The following is a 22,260-nucleotide window of genomic DNA, read 5'->3' as shown; positions in this document are numbered from 1 at the left end:
TATTACTCCCCTTTGAATCTGTATATTTTTTGTTTTTCTTGTGGGTAGTAATATGAAACGATATATTTCGATTTATCTTCTGATAGCGTTATAACTTTCCCACGCCAGTACACCGTACTGTGACCAGAAGCAAGAATAATATCCCCGTCCAATGGTTCAGTTACTGCCTGACCTTTTTCTTTACATAAGCCCAATAGCGTAGGGAAAGAGCAATTTTCTTTTGCATACTTTCTACCTTCTGTTGGGTTACTGTACTTTCCGTAGATTTCATCACGGTAAGTAGTACCGCAAATCATATCAATTACTGTTAATACCATAATGTGGCAGTCATTCACCCCATAAACTAATGGTTGTTCTGAAAGACTGCTTAGATATTTTGTTATGAATCCATTCTTCATTGTTACTTACCCTTCCAGTTTTGTTCTGAACTATTTAGTATCCCTATCAGGTCAAAGAACTTATCACCCTTATGTAAGCTTTGATGAATACTGGTACTTGATAGTAAACGTTGCGTTTGATCTAACTTCTTCCAGAGGCTATTAAGGTTAACGGTAGTTTCGTTTGTAGTACTTTGAGTGCTGTTATTAAAATCAGAACTGAAGTAGTCAACATAACCACTAAAGATACGGTAAGCATAAAGGATTGAGCCGTTAGCAGGATTAACGATAGCCATCCAGATATTAACTTTCGCATCGTTCCATAGCCCACGCAATGCCATAGAAAGATAATCCTGACTGACATTACTTACTTTAAAGGTAGTACCGTTATTATTGATTTGGTTCTTTTCTACATAATTAGCAAAGCTTGCATCAAGTAAATCAGGTACAGGTTTATAAACGATACCGTTATAGTTCTGTTCTACTATAGCGTCAGTAATATAGATGTTACTTCCCTGTGGTGGCAATACGTCGATTAGCTTAACCATTATGCCACTTTGATATAGTTCCTTTTCTGTCAATGCTGTTTTATGATCACCCCTGACCAGATTCCAGTACGATACTAATTCAGGGTTATTTAATACGTTATCAGGTATCGCCATAATTAACCCCTGATATTTTCTGTAGCCTGTACAGTGAATTCAATCACGTTAGTACTAGGAAGTTGATAAGCTGAGTTTTGAGGGGTAAGGATGAATGATCCCTGAAGGTTGTTGTACTTCATAACTTCACTGGTCTGGATACTGTTAACTAATCCAGGGAAAATAGTGATAGTAGTTCCTGTATTGGCTAGGACGCGGTATAGCTTCTTATGTCCATTGAACTGAACAAGACTACCTACTTCCAGAGTATTTGAATTTACAGCAATTGATGTAGCTCCTGCTGAACGTGCCGCCGTTGCCTGAATCACTGCATTCTGTGTACCGCTGTAAGTACCCCACCAACCTAGAGACATATCGAAAGGTTTACCGTTACCATATAAGGCAAGGAAGTTAGCGAGTTCTGCACGATCTTTTTTGTTCAGAGTTACTTTAAAGCTGAGACTGAAGTATTGAGTACCTACCATTCGTGTAATAATTTCCCCTGACCAGGTTTGATTCTGATATTGGGGGATGTTATCTGTTAAAGTGTAATCACTAATTAGGGCATTATTTAACATGTGAATATTCCTTTTCTAAAAAGCCCACTCCTTGTAGGCTTCATGGTATTTATTGAACGTTATTCCTTTTTGATTTATGCAAAACCTTTATAATCTTATCAGTGTGTTCGTCCAGTAATTTTTTAAATTCTTCATTAGTCATACTTTATCCTTTTATAAGCCCACTTACTGCGGGCTTTGAAATATTTATTACACATTATTCTTTTGAGATTTACGTACTGCTTGTGTAATAGTATCAGCGTGCTTGTCACACATAGCCTGAAAATCAGAATCAGAAATATTACCAGAACTTTGAATAATCAAAGGTGCTTCAATTTTAATATCGCCTGAGTTATTACCACCCTGATTAGAAAGATACTTCGTTAAATCCTGGTTCAGTGATTTACCTACAACACGCTCACCTTTTTCAAGATTATAAGTACCTGTACTCGGTAAGCTGTCCCATCCATCATGAGCCTGCCCCTGAATCGAAGTACCTTTGATAGTACTAATAATACTTGCACCTTCTGCGGCTACTTTAAGACCTGCTGCAATACCCATAGGCCAGCCTAAAGACATAGCCTGACTAATTCCCTGCTGAATATTGATAATACTTTGTGCAATAGCAATACCTTTACTGATTGCAAAAGCTGCCTGTGCTGCTGCATTACTTTCACCAAATGCACCTGATAACATAGTACCTAGATTTTGTGCACCAGTTGCATACATCGATAGTGTTTTCTGTTGAGCATCAATGTTTGCCTGTTGCATCTTATCATTAGTTGCAGTGTTGATAGCTGCCATACGGCTTTGATAGTCCTGAAAGGATACTAGTTTTTGTTCGTATAACTGCTGGTTCAATGCAAGTTCTGCCTGTCCGTCAGACTGAACTTTATCTAAAGTACTTTGATCTGCTTTCATCTTGAACGGATCAGTGTTGTCGATTCCTAGCCGTGTATTCTGTGCATTCTGAATATCTGTTAGCTGTGTACCGTTTACGTTCTGCCCGCCAATAGCTGCGATATTTTGTGCAAGTTTTTTTGGATCTGATTCCTGAAGCATAGAATCCGTCATTTCTTTGAATAGTCGTTTACGGTTCTCGTACTGCTGTTTTATCATCTCAGTAGTTTCAGCTTCGGTTTTACCTAACGTTTTAGCACTATCCCTGATGCGTTTTTCAATATCATTTTGTGCCTGGTTGAACTGCTGTACCTGAGCCATTGCACCAGATCCGGCGATACCAGTAAGAGTTTGCTGTAGTACTTTTGCTGCCTGTATGCGTTTGGCTTCTGCCTTCTTACGTTCGGCTTCTGCTTTTTCTGCTGCGGCTTTCGCTTTTGCTGCTTCCTGATCCTTATCAACCCAACCGCCTTTAGGTGCTTCTACCGTTTTCTTAGTACCGGTGTTGTTGTTCACGAAATCCAGTAGATCTTGTGCCTGACTGGTTAGCTTGGCGGTTACATCTATGCTGTACCCAACTTCCCCTACACCATCCAGCTTACGGAACGCTTTAGCAATCGCAGTATCACCACCATACCAGAACTGCTTAGCCCAATCGGTAAACTTGTTAGTAGTCCAGCCATCTCCGTTAAGTATGTTCAGTATGGTATTCAGTTCATCTACAGTAGGTGCAAGAGCATTAGCCTTAAACAGAGAGAAAGAAGTAGTTAAGGAAGCAACTTTTTTATCAAATTCCTGGTATTTTTTCGCATTGTCATCAGTAAGTATTGCGTGTTGAGAATAGATAGCATTCATCAGTTCTGTTTCGTTCTTGTACTGCTTCATTACATCTACAAGCTTCGATGCATCTGAACCCATAGATTCAAGTAAGAAAGTAGTTTCTGCTGTAGTTTTACCTGCTTTCTGCATTTCATAGAAACTGTGGGCAATAGCTTTAATACCGCCGTCACTTTGATTAAGGTACTTATTCATGTCCTGAACATTTACCCCAACGCTTTTCAAATCGTCGGCGATAGAACCACCATTAGCGAAAGCATCGCCCAGGTGATCAAGTACATCACGGTTAATATCACCATACTTTTCAATATCTAACCCTAAGCCCTGAAATGTACTTTGAAGTTGCTGTAGTTCTTTTACTGACAATCCTGATGCACGCGATACCTCGTTCAAGGATTTTACGTACTCATTACTTGAAAGTAGTAATCCTGATATACCCGCTGCAACTAGCCCTACACTACCTGCTACCCCAACTAAACCAGTACTGAACCCTGATAGCTGACCTGTGATAGTAGTGATATTACTTCCAAGATCACCAAAGATACCGCCAGCTTTATCACCGAATTCTGATAGTCCGTTACCTGCATTTTTCAATGACCTCTGTAAACCGCTTTCATCACCTCTGATTTCAAATATTAATGATTGATTACTTGCCATTAGATTTTATCCCCATCCAGTTAAGCATGTTATTTTTCTGTTGTTCTGCGATCCTCTTCTCCCTTTCATCACTCTGTTCTTTGATTGTTTTCATAGAAATGAGGTTTAAACTATCCAGTTCAGTAATGCTGAATTTATGTATATCTTCTTTTTTGATGTTTCCAGTACTAAGCCAGATAGCTTGAAGTAGCTCTGTATGCCGGATCTGTTCTACTTTCGCAGAAGAAGGATTTACTATCTCTTCGTACACATATAGGTGCACGAAAAGATTAAAGGGCATAGTGCAGAGTTCATCCACACTACACCCTTTTTGAAGTAACATTTTTAGTGATAGTTTAAGAAAAGGATCGCTTCTTACTTTGACTCTACATCTTCAATATTCATAGCTTCAACGAATAAGCGGCTAATTTCCTGATTCAATTTTACTTGTACAGTCATATCAACTTTATTTTCAATCTGTTCGGCTGAATCAAAAATTTGCTTGCCCTCTTCATCCACGACACAATAAAAGATTGTTTTATAGGGATCAGAACATTCAGAGTACTTGCTTACTGATGGTAGTTTGATGTAAACCGTAATGCCTTGTGCTACTTCAAAAGGCGTCATCTTAACACCAATAGCCTTCATTAGATTTGCAATATCCATATTATTATATTCCTTGATTTATTTTTAGAAGTTGTAGTTAGCGTTATTAGCTGCCAGATCCCTGACCAACTGCAATCGGTGCACCTGTTACAGACACAACGAAATCACGAGTTACTACAGCATCAAAATCACCGTTAACTACATCTGAACTGATATAGCCGTTTACGATAGAGTAGTAAGATGCACCTTCTTTATCTGCAATGTTCTGATAATAAGTTACTTTAATTTGTACTAGTTTCTGAGAAGAAGCAGCGGTAGCAAGCATTTCCTGACCAGTTGCACCCGGTTTCCAGTTAACAGAAATTGTTAGATCTGGTACAGAACGCGAGCCGATTAGTTTTTTTGCATATTGTTCACCGAACACGTTCACGCTAACTACAGTAGACTCTGCACCTGCTGCCTGTGGGAATGCTGCAAGATCTTCAACTAATGTATAAGTAGTTGCCTGACCACCGTTTGCAGGAGCGTCTGCTACTTCTACCGTTACGTTATTACCAACGAAGTTAGTATTAAAAGCCATATTTAATATTCCTTTATTTTTAGGGTAAAATCCTTTTTACCCTTCCGTATTATTTATATATGTAGGTTGTAGTACTTAGTATATAGTCCTAAACCTCTGAGTAGCTCACCTGTGTAAAAACCAAAGTACATAGAATTGTTTTTAGCTGTTGTAGGATCACCACTTCTGATAGCTGAAGACCAGCCACCATTCATTACATGATTAGCAGAAACTACATCATAGTTGTTCTGAATCTCAGTAAAAAGTAGATCCAGTAATTCATGATCTGGATAACCTGCAATAGCCATCAATGATGCACCAGCTAACCACAAACCAGACATATGACCAGTAAAACCATCATAGAGTACTTCCCCATCATCTTTGAATCTTGTAGGTGCATGACCATCATTATTCTTCATGAACCATTTCAGATAATTCATCCAGTTCTGGCAATAAGTGATAATATTTTGTGGGATTGTATAATCACCACGTTTATATAATTCATGTACTACATCGCATCCGGCATAGAAAGCACGAGGTTCATATCCTGACCAGGCTTCTTCGTACCAGTGTTGCATAATAAACACATCTGGTTGTTTTCCATCTGGTAAGTATGCTAATGCGTCTTGTCTGTTCCATACAAAAGCCTGAGCACATGGACCAGGTACAGCGGGATGAAATTTATTAGTAAACCAGTTCTGAGCATCACATAAAAATCTAATGCTGTTATTTAATCTGGTTTCATCAATAGTAGTACCTTGAAAACACCAGATTGTAGGCAATTGATAGCCAGGGTATGGAAGTCCACGCCATCCAGAGTATAAATTTGCATATGGATCAGTAATTGAACTGAATGGTATAAGTCCTGGAGTGTATGCAAGACTATCAAGCATATATTGTTTAACTACACAGTCACCTAACCGTGCCGTATAACCATTACCAGTACTATCATTGAACGTTAAACTGACCAGTACAGAGTAATCGCCAGTACCGCCATCATCATACAATGCAGGTAAATCATTTACGCAATACCAGTCAATACGGCCTGACACACCATCTACGGGATCAGTATCGAGTAGTAGCGTAAACTCTTCTCGTCCGGTCAGTACTGGTTGTCCCGGCTGTTCATCACCCTCTTCATGATCTGGCTGATAGGAACTTAGTTTGAAGTCCAGTACAGAGAAGGTTTGTGTAACCCATGCACCATTACTTGCAGGTAACATAGCCCACCAACGCCAACCAAGATCATCTGTAATCCTGATGTTGAAATCATCGTTGTAAGTACGATAAGTGAAATATATTAAATCCTGCTTTTCACTGTCGAATATCCAGAAACCTACTGTAGAACTACCGTCACTATCCATAGTACTGGTAATGACGTTATCATAATAAGTACCTGCAATGCCGCTTTGGTATTCAAGTTTAGTTACTGTGTTATCACCGTAATCAGAAATCATACGCATATCTGCGGTTAGGTATTGTCCACCATCCGGTTTACTGATTCGGGTAAAATGATTCATTGGTATATTCATAGCGGTAATGCTTCCATCCGTATTAGTGATTGGAAGTCCACAACGATACCTTACAGAACCCTCGTCTGTTTTTGTTTTATTAGCTGTTAGAGCTACGCCTAAACTTAAAGCAATTCCTGTAGTATCAACACCGCCATATTCAACATAGAAATTACTACTGTTATTGAATTTTAACCAAATAGATTGTTGCTCTAGTGTGGTTTGTGCTGAAGCACTCTGATTTATTACTACATATCCATCGCTATCACGCGAATAACTCGCTACTTGATCGCTGGGATAGAAGTAATCATATGAGATACCATCAGTAAAAGGGGTAATTACCTGCGTAGATTTTCTGAAAAACATATCGTACTTGTCTATATCAGAGTATCCGATACAGGTAAGTAGTGAGTTCTGCCAGGCTAACCAATACTGCCGATCTCCGGTTATGTCCCAAAGTAGTTTACTTGCATGACAGAACCAGAGTTCAGCATCTGAAGCATTGTCTGCAAAGTCCAGAGAACCATAGTTATCAATCGGTACATGTACCGGGCGATTGTGCCAACGTTCATTACGTCCTAAGAGATAACCGCCTTCCTCTACAGGGTTACGTGTCACATAGTTAAAGCGGTAATTACCGTTGATAGAGGTATCTTTGAGCTGAACAGTACCTATCTGGCTTGTAAGACCTTCTGCCAGTACATCACCATTACTGTCTACCTTGCGTCCAGTACGGTCTATGATCCAATCAACATCATAGGTAGGTGCTTTAGTGTCCCAATCAATTGAGTCTTCATCAGCTAACCATGCATATACGGTAGCGTTTACCTGATTCCATCCTAAACCTGCACGTTCTGGAAAAGCGAACCATACAGCATCGAGATAGTTACCGTAATATGGTGAACCTGAAGGTATCTGTGTTTGTCCGTTCGTCCAGGTGAATAGCGTACCTTTGAAGCCCCCATGAGTTGGGTACTCTGGATCTAGGGGATAGTGTGCCAGTACAGGAGCTTTCCCGTTACATATCCAGTTGCAACGAAGTGAACCATCTGGTGGATCGGGAAAAGCTACACCCCTGAAAAAACCTTTGTGATAACCATCAAAAAATATTTTTGCACGTTCCAGGTAATATGGTTCTTTAGTTGCCTGATACGCATAGATTGCACCTAAGATTGCTAGTGATTGTCCTTCGGTTGTTGCATCGCCGTCAGGCTGAGCTTCCCAACCTGTTTCGGCTATAAAATGCCTGTTGTTAGCCAGTACATAATCTGGATTGAAAACGAAATGATCAGATTTATTATCATTCGTTTGTCCAGTATTGCGGCCTAAAAATTTCAAATGCCCTTCTATCATTTGAAGGGCATTATTAATATTTCCTTTTCTGATCATTAGTGAAGATCCGCCATTAGTAGAGATCCGTACCAGGTACTGCCCCCATCTACTGACAAGAATTGAAAAACATCAACCGAATCTTTAGTAAAAGTAAGAACAGGAGTACGGCCATAAGACCAAATTACATTTGAAGGCCACTCTATTTTATTTGCACCTGTACCTTGTGTAAGTGCTATCGTAACTGTCTGACTATTCTTCTTATTACCACTGGCGTTAATAATACTTACCTGTGTACTTGCTACTGATAATGTAGCTGTGAATACTCGCTTTCCGTCTGACATATCAAGTGCTAGAGTGTCTGCTACGGTATTTAGTACTAGTAAATCGTCTGTGATTGTTACTTTAGTATCAATGTTAGCCTGTAACGCTTTATCTTTTGCATCAACCTGTGCTTTAGAGTATGCCCCAACATCATCAAAGTTCAGAGTAACGTTAGAATTTAATGCATAGCCGTTAACAGTAGTAATACGCAATGCAAAGAGATCGTTAGCCTGAGTACGCGAGTAAACGTCTGCAATATCCGCTGCTACTAACTGAATATTAGTACCTGAAAGCGGTTTATTGTTTATCAAGAATGTTTTAGGAACAAAAGTATTATTACTATAACTTAAGCTTGCCATATCGGTTAGCTGTGCTGCCGTTAGAGTAATATTACCTGATAATGCTACACCGTTTACTGTAGTTGTCTTTGCAACGAAACTAGTATTAACCTGCGTCTGAGAATACACATCTAAAATATCTGCTGCGACAAGGTTCAGTGAAGTACCTGATAGAGTATGACCATTTAACTGAAAGACCTTCGGTACATAGTTATTGTCTGTCTGAGTCTTTGAGTACACATCAGTAATGTCTGCTGCAAGCAATGTGATGTTCGCGTTGAGCGGCTTACTGTTGATTGTACGTGTGATCGGTACGTAACTCGCTAAACTTGTCGCGGCTGCTGCACCTAGTTCACTTAGTGTTGGTTTGTCTGCACTGCTGTAGACCTTGTACCATGAACCAGTACTGGAGCTGGAGAAGTTACGCACGTTGATAACTGGTGTACCCGTCTTGCTGATTACAAGCTGAGTACCATTGTTGTTATCAAGGTTGGAGATCCCAAGCATGTCTGTACCTGTACTGGTACTCGAAGAAGGTACTTTAACGAACGAATTACCATCACGGCCTTGATAGCTGGGGAACTCTACCCCGTTAGAACCTAAGCCCCAATCACCACGGTTAAGTACTACTATGGACTCGTCAAGAATACCGCTTGATACCATCTGGTTAGGGCTGAATACGTAGGAACGGGTAACAACAGAGTTAGCATCTGAAGAGTCAGAGTAAGACGTAAAGTAACCGTTATAGACAACGTAGTTAACCGATGTATCGTTAGCCCCTTCATCAAGCATCTCTACCTTGACCTGTACCAGTGCCTGAGAATTGACCATTGCATCTATCGTTGCGTGCTCTGTAGGTACATAGTTAACTTCAACCGTCATATCTGCATATGAACTATCTCCGGTTGTCTTCTGCACGTACTCGCTGTTATACGTTTCGGTACTACTTACTGATGTACTTTCACCAAAGCTAGGGAATGCTGCAAGGTTCTGCACTTTCTCAAAAGAACTCGCATTAGGATCAGTATTAATATTGTCTGTAGTAATCCAGACGGAAGTTAGATTACCTAAAAAAGTTTGTGCCATTATAATTATTCCCCATAGCTTAATGAAATTGTCTGTGTATGTGCGTATGAGGGTTTTGTAGCTTCGGCCTGGGTAGTCATAAGACTTTCTTCAATCTTAATATTGAATACAGGCATAGGTAATAGCTTGTCTAAATCATCAAAGAATCCCGGTGTGAAAAGTGCTTCAAGTACCTTTTCAATCTGATCAGAAGCCCCTTTGAAATCTTGCCCGACTGCTACAAATTCAACACGAAATTCACATAAATTACTGACACTATCAGGTACAAACTGTCCGTTAAGGATAGTATTAGCTCTGCCAACTTGTGTTCTTACTACATTACTGTCACCAATGTGGATAGTAGCTTTATGATCTACTGTTGCTTTCGATGGAAATTGAAGATGAGATAAAGCACTTAGTTTATTAATTAAGTACTTTCTGATTGTATAGTCTGCCGTAAGCATTTTAGATATCCTTTTCTAAATCAAGTTTCTTTATATAGTGATAATTAGAAATTCCGCTCATATCATCATCTATACTATTTACTACGTACTCTTCGCCATCTAAGGTAAAAGTACTTTGTAGTTTGATGCCTGACTTAGCACTAAAATACGTTACAGTAGTTTTTGTATCTTCAAAAAAAAGCTCGTCTTGCTCGAAAATAGCGGTTATCTCTGAAGATACACCATCCTGAACAATAACGAGCTTTTCACCGAAAGCATTAAGTAGTGACTCGCTTTGCGAATTACTAAAAAATGCTCTCATTTATTTCACCATTACGCTGATTTAATTTTTAGATTTACAAAGCCTTCTTCGTTAGCAATCGCAGTATCTAGGAACTGGAAAGAACGGAAAACGGTAATTTGTGCAGCACGATGAGTAGTGGTATCTACATCGATTTCCTGGCCTTCAGTCCAGTTAGCGATAATTAGATTACGGAAATCACCAATCAATACTGAATCAACGGCTACGAAAGTACTTTCAATTACACGTACTTCATCATTTAGCCACATTTCATAACGATGACCTTCAACCATAGATACGGCTGCGGTGTTACCAAGAACTGCGGTCTGACGTAGTTTAGCTAAAGTACTTGGATGCATTACAGCAACACATGCACTTACATCAACATTTGCTGTACCTAGTGCTTCGATAGCTTTCTGTACATCTGCTTCAGTTAGAGTACCAGCGGTTGCCGATTGCTGTACTGGAGCTGCTGCCTGTAGCTTACTGAAGATCTGCATTTCAAGACCGTTAGCGGCATACTTGATAAGTGCATCTTGAACGAAGTTTGAAGCGGTATCAGAACTTAGCATTAGTTGCTTAGTTACAGGGATAGAACCTGCAAACATCTTAGGGGTAAGTTTGATTGAATCAAAACTTGCAATGCTGTCTTCTACTGCATCACCTTCTTCATAGAATTTGAAGTTACCTGGTGCTGCTGGAGTTAGACCAGATAAACGAGGAATACTTAGAACACCTTTATAACCTAGACCTGAATAAATGGTTGGGTTTAGTTGACCAAGTACGCTATTCGCTAATAGTGCAGCAATATAAGAATCTGCAAAAACGGTTTTGATTGTGCCTGGTGCAGTACTGGTATCAGTTGCATCACCTAGTGCACGGGCGAAATCCATTTTAAAGCCGCGTTGACCACGTTCAAGTTCAGCTTTAACAGCATCAAATTTATCTTCGTTGATACCACGGATTAGTTCACCAATTAGATTTTTCTTCATTTTAACATCCTTGTTAATTAGATTTTTTTCTTTGTTTAGGGATCTGGTTTGAACTTCCTGTTTAAACTGTTCAACTGATACACCTGATTTAATTGCTTCAGAACTATCTACATTGAATAGTTCCGCGATAGCATTTAGTTCACGAACACGCGTAGATTCCATTTCACGCTTACGTTCATTTTCCACTACCTTATTTAGTTCTTCCTGCACACGCTCAAACGAGTTAATAAGATTGGCTGCACGTTCTAGTACTTCATCAGTAGCGTCTGATTCTTCTTCTGCACCTTCTTGTGATTCAGATTCATCATTTTCTACGGCACGTTCTTCTACCTCTGGTACTTCTTCATTTGAAGTTTCTACTTCAGTAATTTCTTCATTATTTTCTGGTTGGTTTTCAAGTTCCATTTGTTCGCCTTCACTAAGTTGAATTTCATTTGTATTTAGTGAACGCGAAACACCTACTTGATCATCTGCGGGTACAGATACACTACTTAGTTCATAGGGATTCCATGAATCTACGATGAGGTTATTACCTTCAATGTGATATGATTCGATGTTATATCCGACAGATATTTTTGTACGTATACCTTCCTTAATCATTGTAAAAATAGTTTCAGCATCTGGAATAGTAGATAACTTCACTGTTGCTCTACATACCCCATCACTATCTACTCTCGCGTCCAGTACTACGCCCACTTGTTTAGCAAAATCGTGTTCTACTAGTAGTGGTGCACCATTTAGTAATCTGGTTAGAATTACTGATTCTGATGTACAGCGTAGAATTTCATTAAGTACACCAAGACCTTCACCGAAATCACGCTTAACCGGTGTTTCACTAGCAAAGGCAATTTCTACGGTACGGTTTTCTACATCAATAGCATTACTTATCTTCTGTAGGTTCAGTTCCCTCGTTAGTTGGTTCTTCATCCTTGATTACTTCCTGTGTATTATTTATTTTTTCCTTTTCCTCTTCATCAATTTCTTTCTGTACCTGATATGGGTCATAACCGAATTCAGAAATAACCATAGAGCGGCTTTTGATCTTGTTATCGATCATTAATACCTGGGTCTGTACATCTTTTAGAGGGTCGAGTGATTCGACTGATTCACTGATATATTTAGCGTTTAGTAATTTATCAAAATCACTTGCATTCAAATCAGGGTTTCTAAGTACTTCTGTCTTTAGCCAGCGTGAATAGATAGGTTTCAGTACAAAAGTAGTTAGTGCATTAGTACGTGTCTTGAATGTCTGACGCTGCAACTTATCGGTTAGCTTTGCCGCTGAGAAGCTGGCGTTTGCAGTTGAACCAGATAAGTTCTGTTCTGTGATGCCTAATGACATTGCGATCATCTGCATCTGTGTATCTACGAACTCGGTAATGCCATCGGTCGCCCCGTTAGGGTTTACGCTGGTTACGTTCTGTCCGGGTTGTAGCTCAACCAGTGCACCACTCTGAAGACTATCATTCTCGTAATATTCAGGCTGATCACTGTTCAGGAACTCGGTTTCTGCATCCCCCGAATCAGGGTTAGTGATGAAAGCCATTGCAGACGCGGATAGCTTCTTACTAACAATTGCCGCTTTGATGAAAGCTTCAAGATCCTTGAGCAAGGTAGTACCGGCTATGATGTCTGGTATGCCTCGTTCTTGCCCTGGGTAGTCCTGAATCATAAGGTGCAACATCCGGGAAGCAGGTACTACATCATAATCCCCTGTCTGGTAGGTATAGCTGGTAGGGTTTAGACGCGTTACATAGTACTCAATAGGTTTACCGTACTGATCGAACCGGATACCGTTAGATACATACGAACCATCATCAAACATACGATTGCCGATTACCGGTACTCGCATAGAGTCGATCAGTTCAAACTTCACTGTACCGTTCAGTTCATGTACCACAACGAAGGCTTCACCATCGATAGAACGAGTACGTTCTACCAGACGCTGGAACGCAGCCATATCCAACTTACCGTTCATAGAGAAGGCTTCAGGATTATCCGCGTACTTATAAAATAATTGCTCTAGTTCTTCATTAACTTTTAGATTCTCTGAGTTGTCATCGTATAGATGAACATCAGGACGGATATAAAGACCTGAAGCCCCTGTTACGCCATCACTGTTAACCTGAAAGTACTTTTTAGCGATACCATTATTAATACTTAGATCACGTGATTTTGCTACTAATACAGGTAAAGACATATTGATAATACTATTAATATTACCTGCTGCATTTCCTGCTGAAAAACCGAAACTAACAATTGGTGATTGTGTAATGGTACGAATTTCTCGTAGTTCACGCTTCAATGCACCATCTGTTAGTGGTTTCTTTTCAAAGATTTTTGGTTGCTGTACTGGTTTATCAGGTACAGTTTCTTTCTTTCGCCAGAACATTAAACACCCCTGTTAAAAGTAGTAATTGATTTGATTGGATTACCAGGGGAAATACCTTTCATACGAGCTTTCTCTTGATTAGCAAGCTTCGTATAATGTGACCGGAGTTTTAGTAGTGCATCCATACTTTCAGTAGTAAGGCTTTTGTTATTGATACTCTGAGCAATAACACCACCGCCCTGTACTTTAGATTCTATAACTTGGTTAATTTCGTTGATAATGCTTAGATATTGATTATATTTATCCGCTGTTGTAGTAGGATTGACAACCTGAAAAGTACGTACAGCAAAACTGGTATCATTGATGATTGCAGTATATGCACCGTCTTCCCATGAGGATGTATCAATAGTCTGGTATGGATAGTTATATGATGTTTTGATACCTTTACTATCCACTACTTCTACTACAGAGTCTTCGGAAAAATTAAACACAATGGTTTCACCCTGAATAATATCAGTCGTGAAATCTACTTTGCGAATAACTGCCATTTCTGTTAATTTCCTTATTCATTAAACCAATTCTTACCAGCTACACGCCTACGCCTTTTACGGGTTGGTACATGTGGTGCTGGTTCTTCCTCGGTTTGTGTATCTTCCTTGTATTTAGTTTTAGCCTGATTTGCGTTATAAGTCCTGAGTGTTTTATAGGGATTAGTACCTAGCTTATTTAACATGTACTCAATAGATATTAATGCGTAATTCAAAGTATCAAGCATTTCATTACGATCATCTTTCGAACCACTACGTTTTACCCAAACTAATTGACCAGCTTTAACCACCCTCTTTTCACTTGTATATTGTAAGAATGCATCATCAGGTAATGTATAGCTGAAGTAGATACGCTTACCTTCATGTTCTTCTTCGTTAATCGCTGCATTTAGAAGTTTACGAATACGGTTCTTCCCCTCGTTAACATTCAAAAGCATAAACTTATAACCACCTGAAGTACTTTCTTTGTATAGAGGAATGGTAGTACGTCCATCACCTTTGATTGGTTTGTATATCTCGTTTCCTTTCTTTGAACAGAAGCGGTATATAGTATTGGTGGCTGCACCGTTTGAACTGTCTACCCATACCTGTAGAGTTCGTAGAGGCGTACCGTTTATGGTTTTAAGGTGCGTATTATTGATAAAGTTCTGTAGTTCTATATAAGCTGGCGAGTCATATTTATTACAATCAACAGCGTAGAAGCTTCTATGATCGAGAACATAATATGCTTTCTCAGATAGTCCTATGCATGTTACTTCTAATCGGTCTAATTGCTGGTCAACAGAATAGAACGCCCCTACGCAATCGTTAGGTATGTTGTTTATATCTAGGTTAAAGTCTCGAAGCTGTTCTAGTACTGCTAAATCATGTTCTACGTTTTCCTTATCGTAGTACGGTTCACCTAAAGAGTTATTCACGAACCGCATCAGATCGAAGGTTTTGAAAGCTTCTGCGTAGTCCAATACTAACTTACGAATAGTAGTTACTGGCGAGTACAAGCGGGATATGTGGTAGCCGCGTACATCCTTCACTTCAGGACAAGTTGCAATCCATCTACCCTGTGATACCGAACGTACACGCTCTGCTTCTGTGAACTGGTGTTTGCAATCAGGGCATTCAAGGTAAGCAGTATCCGCATCAGGGATAGAGCGGCGGCCACCATCGATAACCTTCCATTTGAATTTAACGTTTTCCCATACCAGACGCTGTTCACTACCACACTTCGGACAAGGTACATGAAAGTACCGCTTATCCGACATTTCGAACTCCTGGCAGATCGGATCATCCGGTACTAGTGGAGTACTACACATCATGATCAGTGAATCACGGAAGGATTCACAACGCTGGGATACAAGGGCGATGGGGTTCCCTTCTGCACCTTCTGTATCTACGCCTGAAATCTCGTCGCAGAATACCCGCTTGGCTGTTAACCCACGTAAGGTACTTGGACTCGATAGGCTGACAAAGTAATTGAAAGTACCTAGAGTTGTTTCCTGGGTAGTAGCATCGTTAGTTTTAGTTCTGTCGCTTTTACTTGTAATCAGTTCTGCAAGGCTTGGTGTTAGCTGAATAGTAGGATCAAACTTACCACTCTTATATTTCTTGATTGTATTCGCGGTTGTTCCTGCAATGACCATATTACTTGGATCGTGGTGTAAAAAGTAAAGTGATGCACCAGTAACTATTGTTGTTTTTAATAATTGTGCTGATGACATTAAAACTACTTTACGTATACCCTGTTCAGTTATTGCATCTAACGGCTGTTTTTGAAACTCATACAACCGCATTGGAGATCCCTGTAATTCTCCATCGCAGAACTTTAAATTTTTCTGGACCCAATCACTCGGTTTTATTTTCTCTGGCGGTAATATCGCCTTCACTGCTTTGTTCAGTATCTTGATCAGTTTCCTCTGATTCTGAAAATCCATTTTCAGTTTCCTCTTCATACTCGTAACTTCCAATGTCCCGAAGTACTTCATCAATTTTATCTTTTAGTTTTTCTCTAAGCTGGTTTGCATCCTCGCTTGAAAATAATTCGATATAGGTAGTATTAGGTATACTACGTAACATATTCTTCAATTGGTTGAAGTACCCTGACAGGGTTTCGGTTACATAATCTACTTCTACTAAGTTCTTCCTTTTTAAATCTGCTTCCATTTCTTCAATGTCTGCTTTCGCTTTAGCAAGCCTTAGCTGCTCTATCTGCGTTTCTGTTTTTAAATCTGTTTGGCCTCTAAGCGGTGTTAGTACATTGTCTGCTACCCACTGGTAGATCTCGTCGTCGCTTAGGGAAATATCTAGTCCTCTCGAAGTCCAGTCCCTGCTTACAGTTACTGGATCGTATCCATAGATTTTTGCTAGCTGGCTATATGTCATCTTTTCCTCTGCTGAATGAATAGGCTTCAAAATTTCACACACAAAAAACACATCGTGCGGCGAAACTACGCGATATTCTGTAATTTTGGCGGAGTACCTTACGTTATTTAAATCCACATAATATTTTTGCTTGAAGTTAAAAACCAAAATGCTATTATATTTATCTCAATGAGATCTTTTCAAATTCAAGGTAACGAAATGGTTAAAACGGTTTATTTCGATGAATCTGGATTTACTGGCAACAACCTGCTTTCAAGAGACCAGCCTTTTTTCAGTTATGCTGCTGTCGTTAGTGATGAAGAAGAAAGCCAAGCCTTTGTTGAACGTATTATTGATAAGTATAAAATTTCGGCGGGTGAGTTAAAAGGAAGCACATTAGTTAACAGTAAAAGGCTTCAGAAAGCTGTTGATGAAATACTCACTCACTTTAGAGGCAGAATGCGTGTTGTCGTCAATGAAAAAAAATATGCTCTCTCTGGGAAGTTTTTTGAATATGTTTTTGAACCTGTCCTCGCAGCTAAAAGCTCTATCTTTTATAATTTAAATTTTCACAGATTCATATCTAATATGATGTATTTTTCTATGATAGCTAATGATGGTTATTCAAATGAACTTCATAACAGATTTGAAGATTTTTCGCGTAAGAATATTTCAGTAGATCAATTTTTGCAACCGGTAGCTGATTCAAAATATTCTGACTTCATGAATGATATTCATGATTTTGCAAGAATTCATATTGACATTATTCAAGAGGAATATAATGGATTAGAAGGCACTGGCATTGAAAAATGGATGCTGGATTTAACAACCACATCCCTCTATAATTTATTATGCGATGTAAGCGTTAAGTTTGGAAAAATACGTGCCATCTGTGACGAATCGAAGCCATTAATCTCTAATCAAGAGATGTTTAATGAAATGGTTGGTTCAGAAGAAATTGCTTATCAAAGTTTTAATGGGAAAAAGTTACCATTTACATTTATGTTGTCTGAGCCTTTAATACTCGCAGATTCAAAAAAGGCATATGGAATACAAATAGCTGATATAGTAGCCGCCATGAGTAATTATCTCATGAAGAAAAAAAACCATAGTGAAAGATTTCATAAAAAATGGATTAATATATTTGAAAAGGAAGTATTTTACTGGCAGTGTTGTGTTGTGCCCACGCCTGAGCTGTTAGATCCTGCTAACTCAAAAAGCCATCTCAATCGTTATATACTTGAAGAAATCACATCTCGTAGCCGCAATTCATTATCAGTTTTAGATGGTATCGAACAAGAAATATATAGAATATCAAGAGCATTAACTTTTATATGATTTTGAAACCCTCGTTTTCTGAGGGTTTTATCTCTAGTTTAAAGCAATACTTCTAATTTATGAAAAATTACTGAACGGTACAGATAGCCTTGCACGCCCCATACTTCCGCATCATTTAAAATTTTAAGTTCGCCCTTCTCTTCTACGCCTCCAATGATGATGCGATCACAATAACGCTTAATGTTCTTGATCATGGTACTGAAGGTTGGCTTTTGTACTTCATGACGATAGAAAGCCTTATCAAGTTTTACAGTGTGATAGCAGCCTGTGGTTAGTGCAGCTAAGTTAGCCCGCCCTGCACCTAAATCATCGAGAAAGAGATCATTACCATTGGCGATCAGCTTTCTCAGTAAGGGTTCATTGATGCCGTATTCTAACCCTTCAAAATCTTCAGAAATTTCGATCCGCATAAAATCACATAAACCTGCCAGCCATTCAACTAACTCACGGTCATACGCACATAACCTTGCCTGATGCCTATCAACGTTCAAGGAACAGAACAATCCGTAGTCCCTGAACCAGGACGCGGCGATCTGAATCTCTGTTAGTTGCTGTATCAATAGTTGCCGCTTCTGCTCTATCGGCATTGCCAGTATGTAGTACTTACTGTCCAGTACAGGCATATCTGCATGATGAAACTTAGTCAGCAGTTCTACCCCTAAAAGCTTTCCATCGGTACTCATTACAGGTTCTGCAAAGAAGGTTTTGGTAATCATCCTGATATCTCTAAAAGTAATAAGAGATCAATTATTGATCATTTTTAGATATCATTGAAAGAGCCGCTTTGATCATTAAGTGATTGAAAATTATCATTATTATTCATTTTTTACTCTCTAAAGTATTGAAAAATCCATTTTGGCAATTTTGACGTGCTAACTTGCCACTAAGGAAAAGACTGTATAGATTTACAGTACATTCATAACATGGAGGGCTAAAAGATGGGCAATAAGAACGGTTTTGATCCGGGTATAAGGAAAGGTGTACAGGTGTATTGGGAACGAGGTGAACGTATCATTGTGGTTCACCCTGGCGGGTACTTAGATAGTGTCGGTAATGGACAATGTGTACTGTTCGAAACAAAGCCTAAAAATGATGGAACTCGTATGTACTGGTTTGGTATCGTCTCAAGTACCGCATACTACTTTGTCCTTGAAGAAGCTAAACCAGTTAACATCTTTGCGGTAGGTAGCTGGTTCAATGCACGTCAGGCTATGTTAGATGCACATAACGGTGATCTGGACGAGTTCAGTGATATGCAAGGTGAACTGCCGTTCTGATAGAAACATACTGATTGATGTGATACATACCTAACCAAATTTTAAAATTTCAGGAAAGTATTGATGGATTGGGGAAATGGTTCAGATTTAGTCAGTGCTGTTTGTAACATAGCTATGGCTGGAGCCGCCATCTACGCAGCGTCCAATGCTAAAGATTGGTTATCTCCTAAGTTGAATGAGAGAAAATTCAAATTCGCTGATGAGCTAATTGAAAAATTCTGCATTTTGCAGCAAGAAGCTTTCTATCTACATGCTGATGTAAAGCAAATAATTAATACTGATCCTGAAGAACAGGGTGATATTGCACAGTTCAGGAAACGTTGGCATTTGATGTATGACAGAGAAAACACTTATAGAAAAAACACGGTTTCTCTTCAAACTGAAATGGAGCGTATGGAATTATGGGGTTTAAAACCTAAGAACAAGGCTGAATTTACGAAAATAATAAAGGCTCACTTGGACTTAGCATACACAATTAGCGATTCGCTAGGTATTGGGGCTAGCGAATCACAACTACGGTTAAAAAACAGCTTTATATATGACAAAAAGATAAGTGAGAAATATAGGGCTGTTCGTGCCTCACATAACAACATAATCAAACATTACAGTAAACTGTTTATTGATTAAGGATCATATATGAATATTTATGAATTTCTAGATAAAAATATAGCTGTTTTTGGTACTTTAACAGCTACAATAATTACCTCAGTTATCACCTTATACTTACAAAAAAGTAATAACAAAAATAAGTTAAAGGAAATGACTCATCAAACTATTTTGAAATTGAAAGAATCAGACTACCAAGAAAAAAGAAAGCTTATTGTAGAAACACTGACATTCCTTGAAGTACTTAAACAACCAAGTAGTTATCTTTTGTTTCGAACCCCAGAAATATCCGCTTCTAGCACTGTTAAGTTTAGGGAACAGGTAGCTAAGCATATTAATCAATTTTATGTAGATTATGCTTTATACAAAAATAATGAAGTAAACCAAGCTTTAGAAGAACTAGGTGAAAGTCTTAACGAACTTGAACAAAAAGAATTAGAAATTAAGCTAAAACCCTCTGACCCAGAGACGCTAGATGATCGTATAGGTTCTGAATGCTTGAATGAGGCTAGGAGAGTTATGGACGCGATAGATTCATTTTCTGCAATCTTAAGGAAACAAGTTGAATTTGAACTATGATTTTATCTAGATATAAAAAAGCCCCGTTAGGGGCTTCTTCATTTTAGACTTTCTTGTAGCTTTCTGTTACTAACTGCTTAAACGCCCTTTCATTTGAATCAGGATGCTCTTTCTGCTACTTGTCAAAGTACTTAGCACTTTGAGAATTCAAGCGGCCTTGGCTGTACAGGTGGAAAGTTGCCTTCTTCCACTTAGCGTTGATTGGATACTATGCAGAATTGGTAGATGGCTGACAAGTAAAGCGATAGCCCTGAACCAAGGAAAGTTTTTGCAGAACACCCGCTGTAGACGGTTCAGGGCCACTAAAATTATCTCAAAAGTATCAAAATTGTTAAAGTTTTTTGGTGCACTGCCGATAGTACTTGCACCACTTCTTAGAGGGAATTGCGATGCTATCTACACTTATCAAAATCGTCATGACGATTTTTAACTTTTTCTCTTCACTACCACCTGAAACTAAAGAAAGAATTTATAACCTCTTTTTAGAAATGTTTGAAGCATTATTTAGGCAGATGTATAAGAACAAAACAGGAGAAAAGAAAAATGCATAAAAGTGAATTAATTTTACTGAAAAAAACTTTAACTGCTGACAAGTTAGAAAACTCTAAATTGCAGTTAACTAAATTAACCACCCCAATTGTTGGTAGTAGCAAGGCTGAAGAATTTACTGATGATGTCATGAAGTTTGTACAAAGTGATGAATTTATTACTAAACTAGACGATAAGATTGGTGATGTGTTGCCAAGTGAAACAGAAGATCAGTTTGTAAGCCGGGCTAAAAGTACCCTTCTCAAGTTACTAAGAAGCAAGTTTGACTAATTCAATATCCATAATTCACTTATTATTATCGTAATAAATTAGGGCTTGTTCGCCCTATTTTAAACCATTCATTATAAATTCATTATCATACATTTCTATTAGTACTTTTACGGCCTCTATCAGCGTATCAATATGTGGGTTGATCAAGCTTTCGTTAAAGTACTCATCAGGTTCATTTTTTATTGTAAGGTACTTCATGGGATCAAGTATGCTGCTTTGGTTGTAGTATCGGTCTTCTATCAGTAATCCGTCAATGCCATCGGTTTCAATACGTACTTCTTCAGTTACGTACAGGAAGTAGAAACCATCTTCATAAACGCTAAATTCTGTTCTTATCATGTGTAAATCCTCTTGAGTTGATATAGAGTATTTACCGTTACCACCCATTTTTAGCTATTAAATCGAGTACATTTAATAGATGTGGGTCAATAGTAATCAATTGGAAAACATCTGCTTCATCCATGTTAACTACATCTTCTACAATGTACTGGCTTAAGAACATCTCTGGATTGTTAGTAGTTCCTGTATGAATAAAACTCACTGGCTTATCTTCAACTACAGTAACTACACCGCTTAAGTACTCATAACTGAAACCATCAATTATTACTTTCATAGCTGTTCATTTCTTACACGTTCATTACGTTCTTCATCTAGCCCAATAGTATGTAGGATAGTATCGTTATCTAGTTCGTACTGAAGTAGTTGATGATAAAGATAGGTTATGTGATCTTCTAAATTTTCAATATACACTTTCACATCTGGATGACCTGCATCAATATATTCATTGATATGACGCATATCTACACCCATTTCCAGTTGCGTAAGATATACCTCACCTAAATGTTCCTCTTTATCAGTCACGTTTTTATAATTTTTTGATTCCTGATTCATATGCAAAGTTTCTTTATTCAGTATTAACGAAGTATTTATAAAATCACCATCATGAAAAGAACTAAATCTAATCGGGTTCCCTGAAAGTATGTATGTTTC

General features: G+C 38.6%; 25 protein-coding genes. 5 read left to right on the top strand and 20 right to left on the bottom strand.

What is annotated here, in order from left to right:
- Positions 1–2: 2 nt before the first annotated feature.
- From ACQE3Y_RS09890 to ACQE3Y_RS09815, 16 genes are all read right to left on the bottom strand, one after another.
- Complete coding sequence (locus tag ACQE3Y_RS09890; RefSeq protein ID WP_426981543.1) at positions 3–398, bottom strand: DUF6950 family protein; 396 nt, start codon at positions 396–398, stop codon at positions 3–5.
- Positions 399–400: 2 nt separating this feature from the next.
- Complete coding sequence (locus tag ACQE3Y_RS09885; RefSeq protein ID WP_426981542.1) at positions 401–1,039, bottom strand: DUF2163 domain-containing protein; 639 nt, start codon at positions 1,037–1,039, stop codon at positions 401–403.
- 2 nt (positions 1,040–1,041) lie between these two features.
- Positions 1,042–1,596, bottom strand: coding sequence for a hypothetical protein (locus tag ACQE3Y_RS09880; RefSeq protein ID WP_426981541.1), 555 nt, complete (start codon positions 1,594–1,596; stop codon positions 1,042–1,044).
- 189 nt (positions 1,597–1,785) lie between these two features.
- On the bottom strand, positions 1,786–3,969 hold the full coding sequence (locus tag ACQE3Y_RS09875) for a hypothetical protein (protein WP_426981540.1): 2,184 nt from the start codon (positions 3,967–3,969) through the stop codon (positions 1,786–1,788).
- A complete protein-coding gene (locus ACQE3Y_RS09870; RefSeq protein WP_426981539.1) occupies positions 3,959–4,267 on the bottom strand; it encodes a hypothetical protein in 309 nt (102 codons plus the stop codon). Before ACQE3Y_RS09870 ends, ACQE3Y_RS09875 begins: the two co-directional genes overlap by 11 nt.
- 56 nt (positions 4,268–4,323) lie before the next feature.
- Entirely contained in the window at positions 4,324–4,614 is a 291-nt protein-coding gene (locus tag ACQE3Y_RS09865) for a hypothetical protein (RefSeq protein ID WP_426981538.1), read from the bottom strand.
- Positions 4,615–4,660: 46 nt separating this feature from the next.
- Positions 4,661–5,134, bottom strand: a complete 474-nt coding sequence (locus ACQE3Y_RS09860) for a hypothetical protein (RefSeq protein WP_426981537.1) — start codon at positions 5,132–5,134, stop codon at positions 4,661–4,663.
- A 53-nt stretch (positions 5,135–5,187) separates the two neighbouring features.
- The gene (locus ACQE3Y_RS09855; protein ID WP_426981536.1) at positions 5,188–8,013 is read right to left on the bottom strand and encodes a hypothetical protein; all 2,826 of its coding nucleotides are present in this window, start codon (positions 8,011–8,013) and stop codon (positions 5,188–5,190) included.
- Positions 8,013–9,701, bottom strand: a complete 1,689-nt coding sequence (locus ACQE3Y_RS09850) for a hypothetical protein (protein ID WP_426981535.1) — start codon at positions 9,699–9,701, stop codon at positions 8,013–8,015. Before ACQE3Y_RS09850 ends, ACQE3Y_RS09855 begins: the two co-directional genes overlap by 1 nt.
- Before the next feature lie 5 nt (positions 9,702–9,706).
- Complete coding sequence (locus ACQE3Y_RS09845; protein ID WP_426981534.1) at positions 9,707–10,144, bottom strand: hypothetical protein; 438 nt, start codon at positions 10,142–10,144, stop codon at positions 9,707–9,709.
- A gap of 1 nt (position 10,145) precedes the next feature.
- Complete coding sequence (locus ACQE3Y_RS09840) at positions 10,146–10,445, bottom strand: hypothetical protein (RefSeq protein ID WP_419962703.1); 300 nt, start codon at positions 10,443–10,445, stop codon at positions 10,146–10,148.
- A gap of 11 nt (positions 10,446–10,456) precedes the next feature.
- Positions 10,457–12,343 carry a phage major capsid protein gene (locus tag ACQE3Y_RS09835; RefSeq protein ID WP_426981533.1) on the bottom strand — a complete coding sequence of 629 codons (1,887 nt, stop codon included), beginning with the start codon at positions 12,341–12,343 and terminating at the stop codon, positions 10,457–10,459.
- Positions 12,297–13,808, bottom strand: coding sequence for a phage portal protein (locus ACQE3Y_RS09830; RefSeq protein ID WP_426981532.1), 1,512 nt, complete (start codon positions 13,806–13,808; stop codon positions 12,297–12,299). The genes ACQE3Y_RS09835 and ACQE3Y_RS09830 overlap by 47 nt, the downstream gene beginning before the upstream one ends.
- On the bottom strand, positions 13,808–14,296 hold the full coding sequence (locus tag ACQE3Y_RS09825; RefSeq protein ID WP_426981531.1) for a hypothetical protein: 489 nt from the start codon (positions 14,294–14,296) through the stop codon (positions 13,808–13,810). The genes ACQE3Y_RS09830 and ACQE3Y_RS09825 overlap by 1 nt, the downstream gene beginning before the upstream one ends.
- Positions 14,297–14,310: 14 nt before the next feature.
- Positions 14,311–16,224 (bottom strand): terminase gpA endonuclease subunit, encoded by a 1,914-nt coding sequence (locus ACQE3Y_RS09820; protein WP_426981530.1) that lies wholly within the window; start codon positions 16,222–16,224, stop codon positions 14,311–14,313.
- Positions 16,136–16,789 carry a hypothetical protein gene (locus ACQE3Y_RS09815; protein ID WP_426981529.1) on the bottom strand — a complete coding sequence of 218 codons (654 nt, stop codon included), beginning with the start codon at positions 16,787–16,789 and terminating at the stop codon, positions 16,136–16,138. Before ACQE3Y_RS09815 ends, ACQE3Y_RS09820 begins: the two co-directional genes overlap by 89 nt.
- Positions 16,790–16,870: 81 nt before the next feature.
- On the opposite strand from ACQE3Y_RS09815, the gene ACQE3Y_RS09810 reads away from it, so the two are divergent.
- Complete coding sequence (locus ACQE3Y_RS09810) at positions 16,871–17,989, top strand: DUF3800 domain-containing protein (protein WP_426981528.1); 1,119 nt, start codon at positions 16,871–16,873, stop codon at positions 17,987–17,989.
- Positions 17,990–18,027: 38 nt separating this feature from the next.
- On the opposite strand, the gene ACQE3Y_RS09805 is transcribed toward ACQE3Y_RS09810, so the two are convergent.
- The gene (locus ACQE3Y_RS09805; RefSeq protein WP_426981527.1) at positions 18,028–18,705 is read right to left on the bottom strand and encodes an EAL domain-containing protein; all 678 of its coding nucleotides are present in this window, start codon (positions 18,703–18,705) and stop codon (positions 18,028–18,030) included.
- Between the two features lie 222 nt (positions 18,706–18,927).
- On the opposite strand from ACQE3Y_RS09805, the gene ACQE3Y_RS09800 reads away from it, so the two are divergent.
- The 4 genes from ACQE3Y_RS09800 (at position 18,928) to ACQE3Y_RS09785 (ending at position 21,270) form a co-directional block, all read left to right on the top strand.
- Positions 18,928–19,266 (top strand): hypothetical protein, encoded by a 339-nt coding sequence (locus ACQE3Y_RS09800; RefSeq protein WP_426981526.1) that lies wholly within the window; start codon positions 18,928–18,930, stop codon positions 19,264–19,266.
- A gap of 63 nt (positions 19,267–19,329) precedes the next feature.
- Positions 19,330–19,893 (top strand): hypothetical protein, encoded by a 564-nt coding sequence (locus ACQE3Y_RS09795; RefSeq protein ID WP_426981525.1) that lies wholly within the window; start codon positions 19,330–19,332, stop codon positions 19,891–19,893.
- 9 nt (positions 19,894–19,902) lie between these two features.
- Positions 19,903–20,451 carry a hypothetical protein gene (locus ACQE3Y_RS09790; RefSeq protein WP_426981524.1) on the top strand — a complete coding sequence of 183 codons (549 nt, stop codon included), beginning with the start codon at positions 19,903–19,905 and terminating at the stop codon, positions 20,449–20,451.
- Between the two features lie 543 nt (positions 20,452–20,994).
- A complete protein-coding gene (locus tag ACQE3Y_RS09785) occupies positions 20,995–21,270 on the top strand; it encodes a hypothetical protein (RefSeq protein ID WP_426981523.1) in 276 nt (91 codons plus the stop codon).
- A gap of 54 nt (positions 21,271–21,324) precedes the next feature.
- Here the strand turns inward: ACQE3Y_RS09785 and ACQE3Y_RS09780 are convergent, their stop codons facing one another.
- From ACQE3Y_RS09780 to ACQE3Y_RS09770, 3 genes are read right to left on the bottom strand one after another with little or no spacing between them, the layout of a single operon-like run.
- On the bottom strand, positions 21,325–21,609 hold the full coding sequence (locus ACQE3Y_RS09780; protein ID WP_426981522.1) for a hypothetical protein: 285 nt from the start codon (positions 21,607–21,609) through the stop codon (positions 21,325–21,327).
- A 37-nt stretch (positions 21,610–21,646) separates the two neighbouring features.
- A complete protein-coding gene (locus ACQE3Y_RS09775; protein WP_426981521.1) occupies positions 21,647–21,883 on the bottom strand; it encodes a hypothetical protein in 237 nt (78 codons plus the stop codon).
- Positions 21,880–22,161 (bottom strand): hypothetical protein, encoded by a 282-nt coding sequence (locus tag ACQE3Y_RS09770; RefSeq protein ID WP_426981520.1) that lies wholly within the window; start codon positions 22,159–22,161, stop codon positions 21,880–21,882. The genes ACQE3Y_RS09775 and ACQE3Y_RS09770 overlap by 4 nt, the downstream gene beginning before the upstream one ends.
- Positions 22,162–22,260 lie beyond the last annotated feature (99 nt).

Origin of the sequence: Pantoea sp. FN0305 (genome assembly GCF_050113845.1) — a bacterium.
Taxonomy (GTDB): Bacteria; Pseudomonadota; Gammaproteobacteria; order Enterobacterales; family Enterobacteriaceae; genus Mixta; species Mixta alhagi.
This window is presented reverse-complemented; position numbering and strand designations above follow the sequence as displayed.

What these genes read in the sequence shown, in the direction of transcription:
- ACQE3Y_RS09775 (WP_426981521.1), bottom strand. Translation starts at nt 21,883, where the DNA reads ATGAAAGTAATAATTGATGGTTTCAGTTATGAGTACTTAAGCGGTGTA.
- ACQE3Y_RS09885 (WP_426981542.1), bottom strand. Translation starts at nt 1,039, where the DNA reads ATGGCGATACCTGATAACGTATTAAATAACCCTGAATTAGTATCGTAC.
- ACQE3Y_RS09840 (WP_419962703.1), bottom strand. Translation starts at nt 10,445, where the DNA reads ATGAGAGCATTTTTTAGTAATTCGCAAAGCGAGTCACTACTTAATGCT.
- ACQE3Y_RS09820 (WP_426981530.1), bottom strand. Translation starts at nt 16,224, where the DNA reads ATGGATTTTCAGAATCAGAGGAAACTGATCAAGATACTGAACAAAGCA.
- ACQE3Y_RS09795 (WP_426981525.1), top strand. Translation starts at nt 19,330, where the DNA reads ATGGATTGGGGAAATGGTTCAGATTTAGTCAGTGCTGTTTGTAACATA.
- ACQE3Y_RS09860 (WP_426981537.1), bottom strand. Translation starts at nt 5,134, where the DNA reads ATGGCTTTTAATACTAACTTCGTTGGTAATAACGTAACGGTAGAAGTA.
- ACQE3Y_RS09835 (WP_426981533.1), bottom strand. Translation starts at nt 12,343, where the DNA reads ATGAAGAACCAACTAACGAGGGAACTGAACCTACAGAAGATAAGTAAT.
- ACQE3Y_RS09845 (WP_426981534.1), bottom strand. Translation starts at nt 10,144, where the DNA reads ATGCTTACGGCAGACTATACAATCAGAAAGTACTTAATTAATAAACTA.
- ACQE3Y_RS09865 (WP_426981538.1), bottom strand. Translation starts at nt 4,614, where the DNA reads ATGGATATTGCAAATCTAATGAAGGCTATTGGTGTTAAGATGACGCCT.
- ACQE3Y_RS09850 (WP_426981535.1), bottom strand. Translation starts at nt 9,701, where the DNA reads ATGGCACAAACTTTTTTAGGTAATCTAACTTCCGTCTGGATTACTACA.
- ACQE3Y_RS09880 (WP_426981541.1), bottom strand. Translation starts at nt 1,596, where the DNA reads ATGTTAAATAATGCCCTAATTAGTGATTACACTTTAACAGATAACATC.
- ACQE3Y_RS09770 (WP_426981520.1), bottom strand. Translation starts at nt 22,161, where the DNA reads ATGAATCAGGAATCAAAAAATTATAAAAACGTGACTGATAAAGAGGAA.
- ACQE3Y_RS09790 (WP_426981524.1), top strand. Translation starts at nt 19,903, where the DNA reads ATGAATATTTATGAATTTCTAGATAAAAATATAGCTGTTTTTGGTACT.
- ACQE3Y_RS09785 (WP_426981523.1), top strand. Translation starts at nt 20,995, where the DNA reads ATGCATAAAAGTGAATTAATTTTACTGAAAAAAACTTTAACTGCTGAC.
- ACQE3Y_RS09810 (WP_426981528.1), top strand. Translation starts at nt 16,871, where the DNA reads ATGGTTAAAACGGTTTATTTCGATGAATCTGGATTTACTGGCAACAAC.
- ACQE3Y_RS09830 (WP_426981532.1), bottom strand. Translation starts at nt 13,808, where the DNA reads ATGTTCTGGCGAAAGAAAGAAACTGTACCTGATAAACCAGTACAGCAA.
- ACQE3Y_RS09890 (WP_426981543.1), bottom strand. Translation starts at nt 398, where the DNA reads ATGAAGAATGGATTCATAACAAAATATCTAAGCAGTCTTTCAGAACAA.
- ACQE3Y_RS09805 (WP_426981527.1), bottom strand. Translation starts at nt 18,705, where the DNA reads ATGATTACCAAAACCTTCTTTGCAGAACCTGTAATGAGTACCGATGGA.
- ACQE3Y_RS09800 (WP_426981526.1), top strand. Translation starts at nt 18,928, where the DNA reads ATGGGCAATAAGAACGGTTTTGATCCGGGTATAAGGAAAGGTGTACAG.
- ACQE3Y_RS09825 (WP_426981531.1), bottom strand. Translation starts at nt 14,296, where the DNA reads ATGGCAGTTATTCGCAAAGTAGATTTCACGACTGATATTATTCAGGGT.
- ACQE3Y_RS09875 (WP_426981540.1), bottom strand. Translation starts at nt 3,969, where the DNA reads ATGGCAAGTAATCAATCATTAATATTTGAAATCAGAGGTGATGAAAGC.
- ACQE3Y_RS09855 (WP_426981536.1), bottom strand. Translation starts at nt 8,013, where the DNA reads ATGATCAGAAAAGGAAATATTAATAATGCCCTTCAAATGATAGAAGGG.
- ACQE3Y_RS09780 (WP_426981522.1), bottom strand. Translation starts at nt 21,609, where the DNA reads ATGATAAGAACAGAATTTAGCGTTTATGAAGATGGTTTCTACTTCCTG.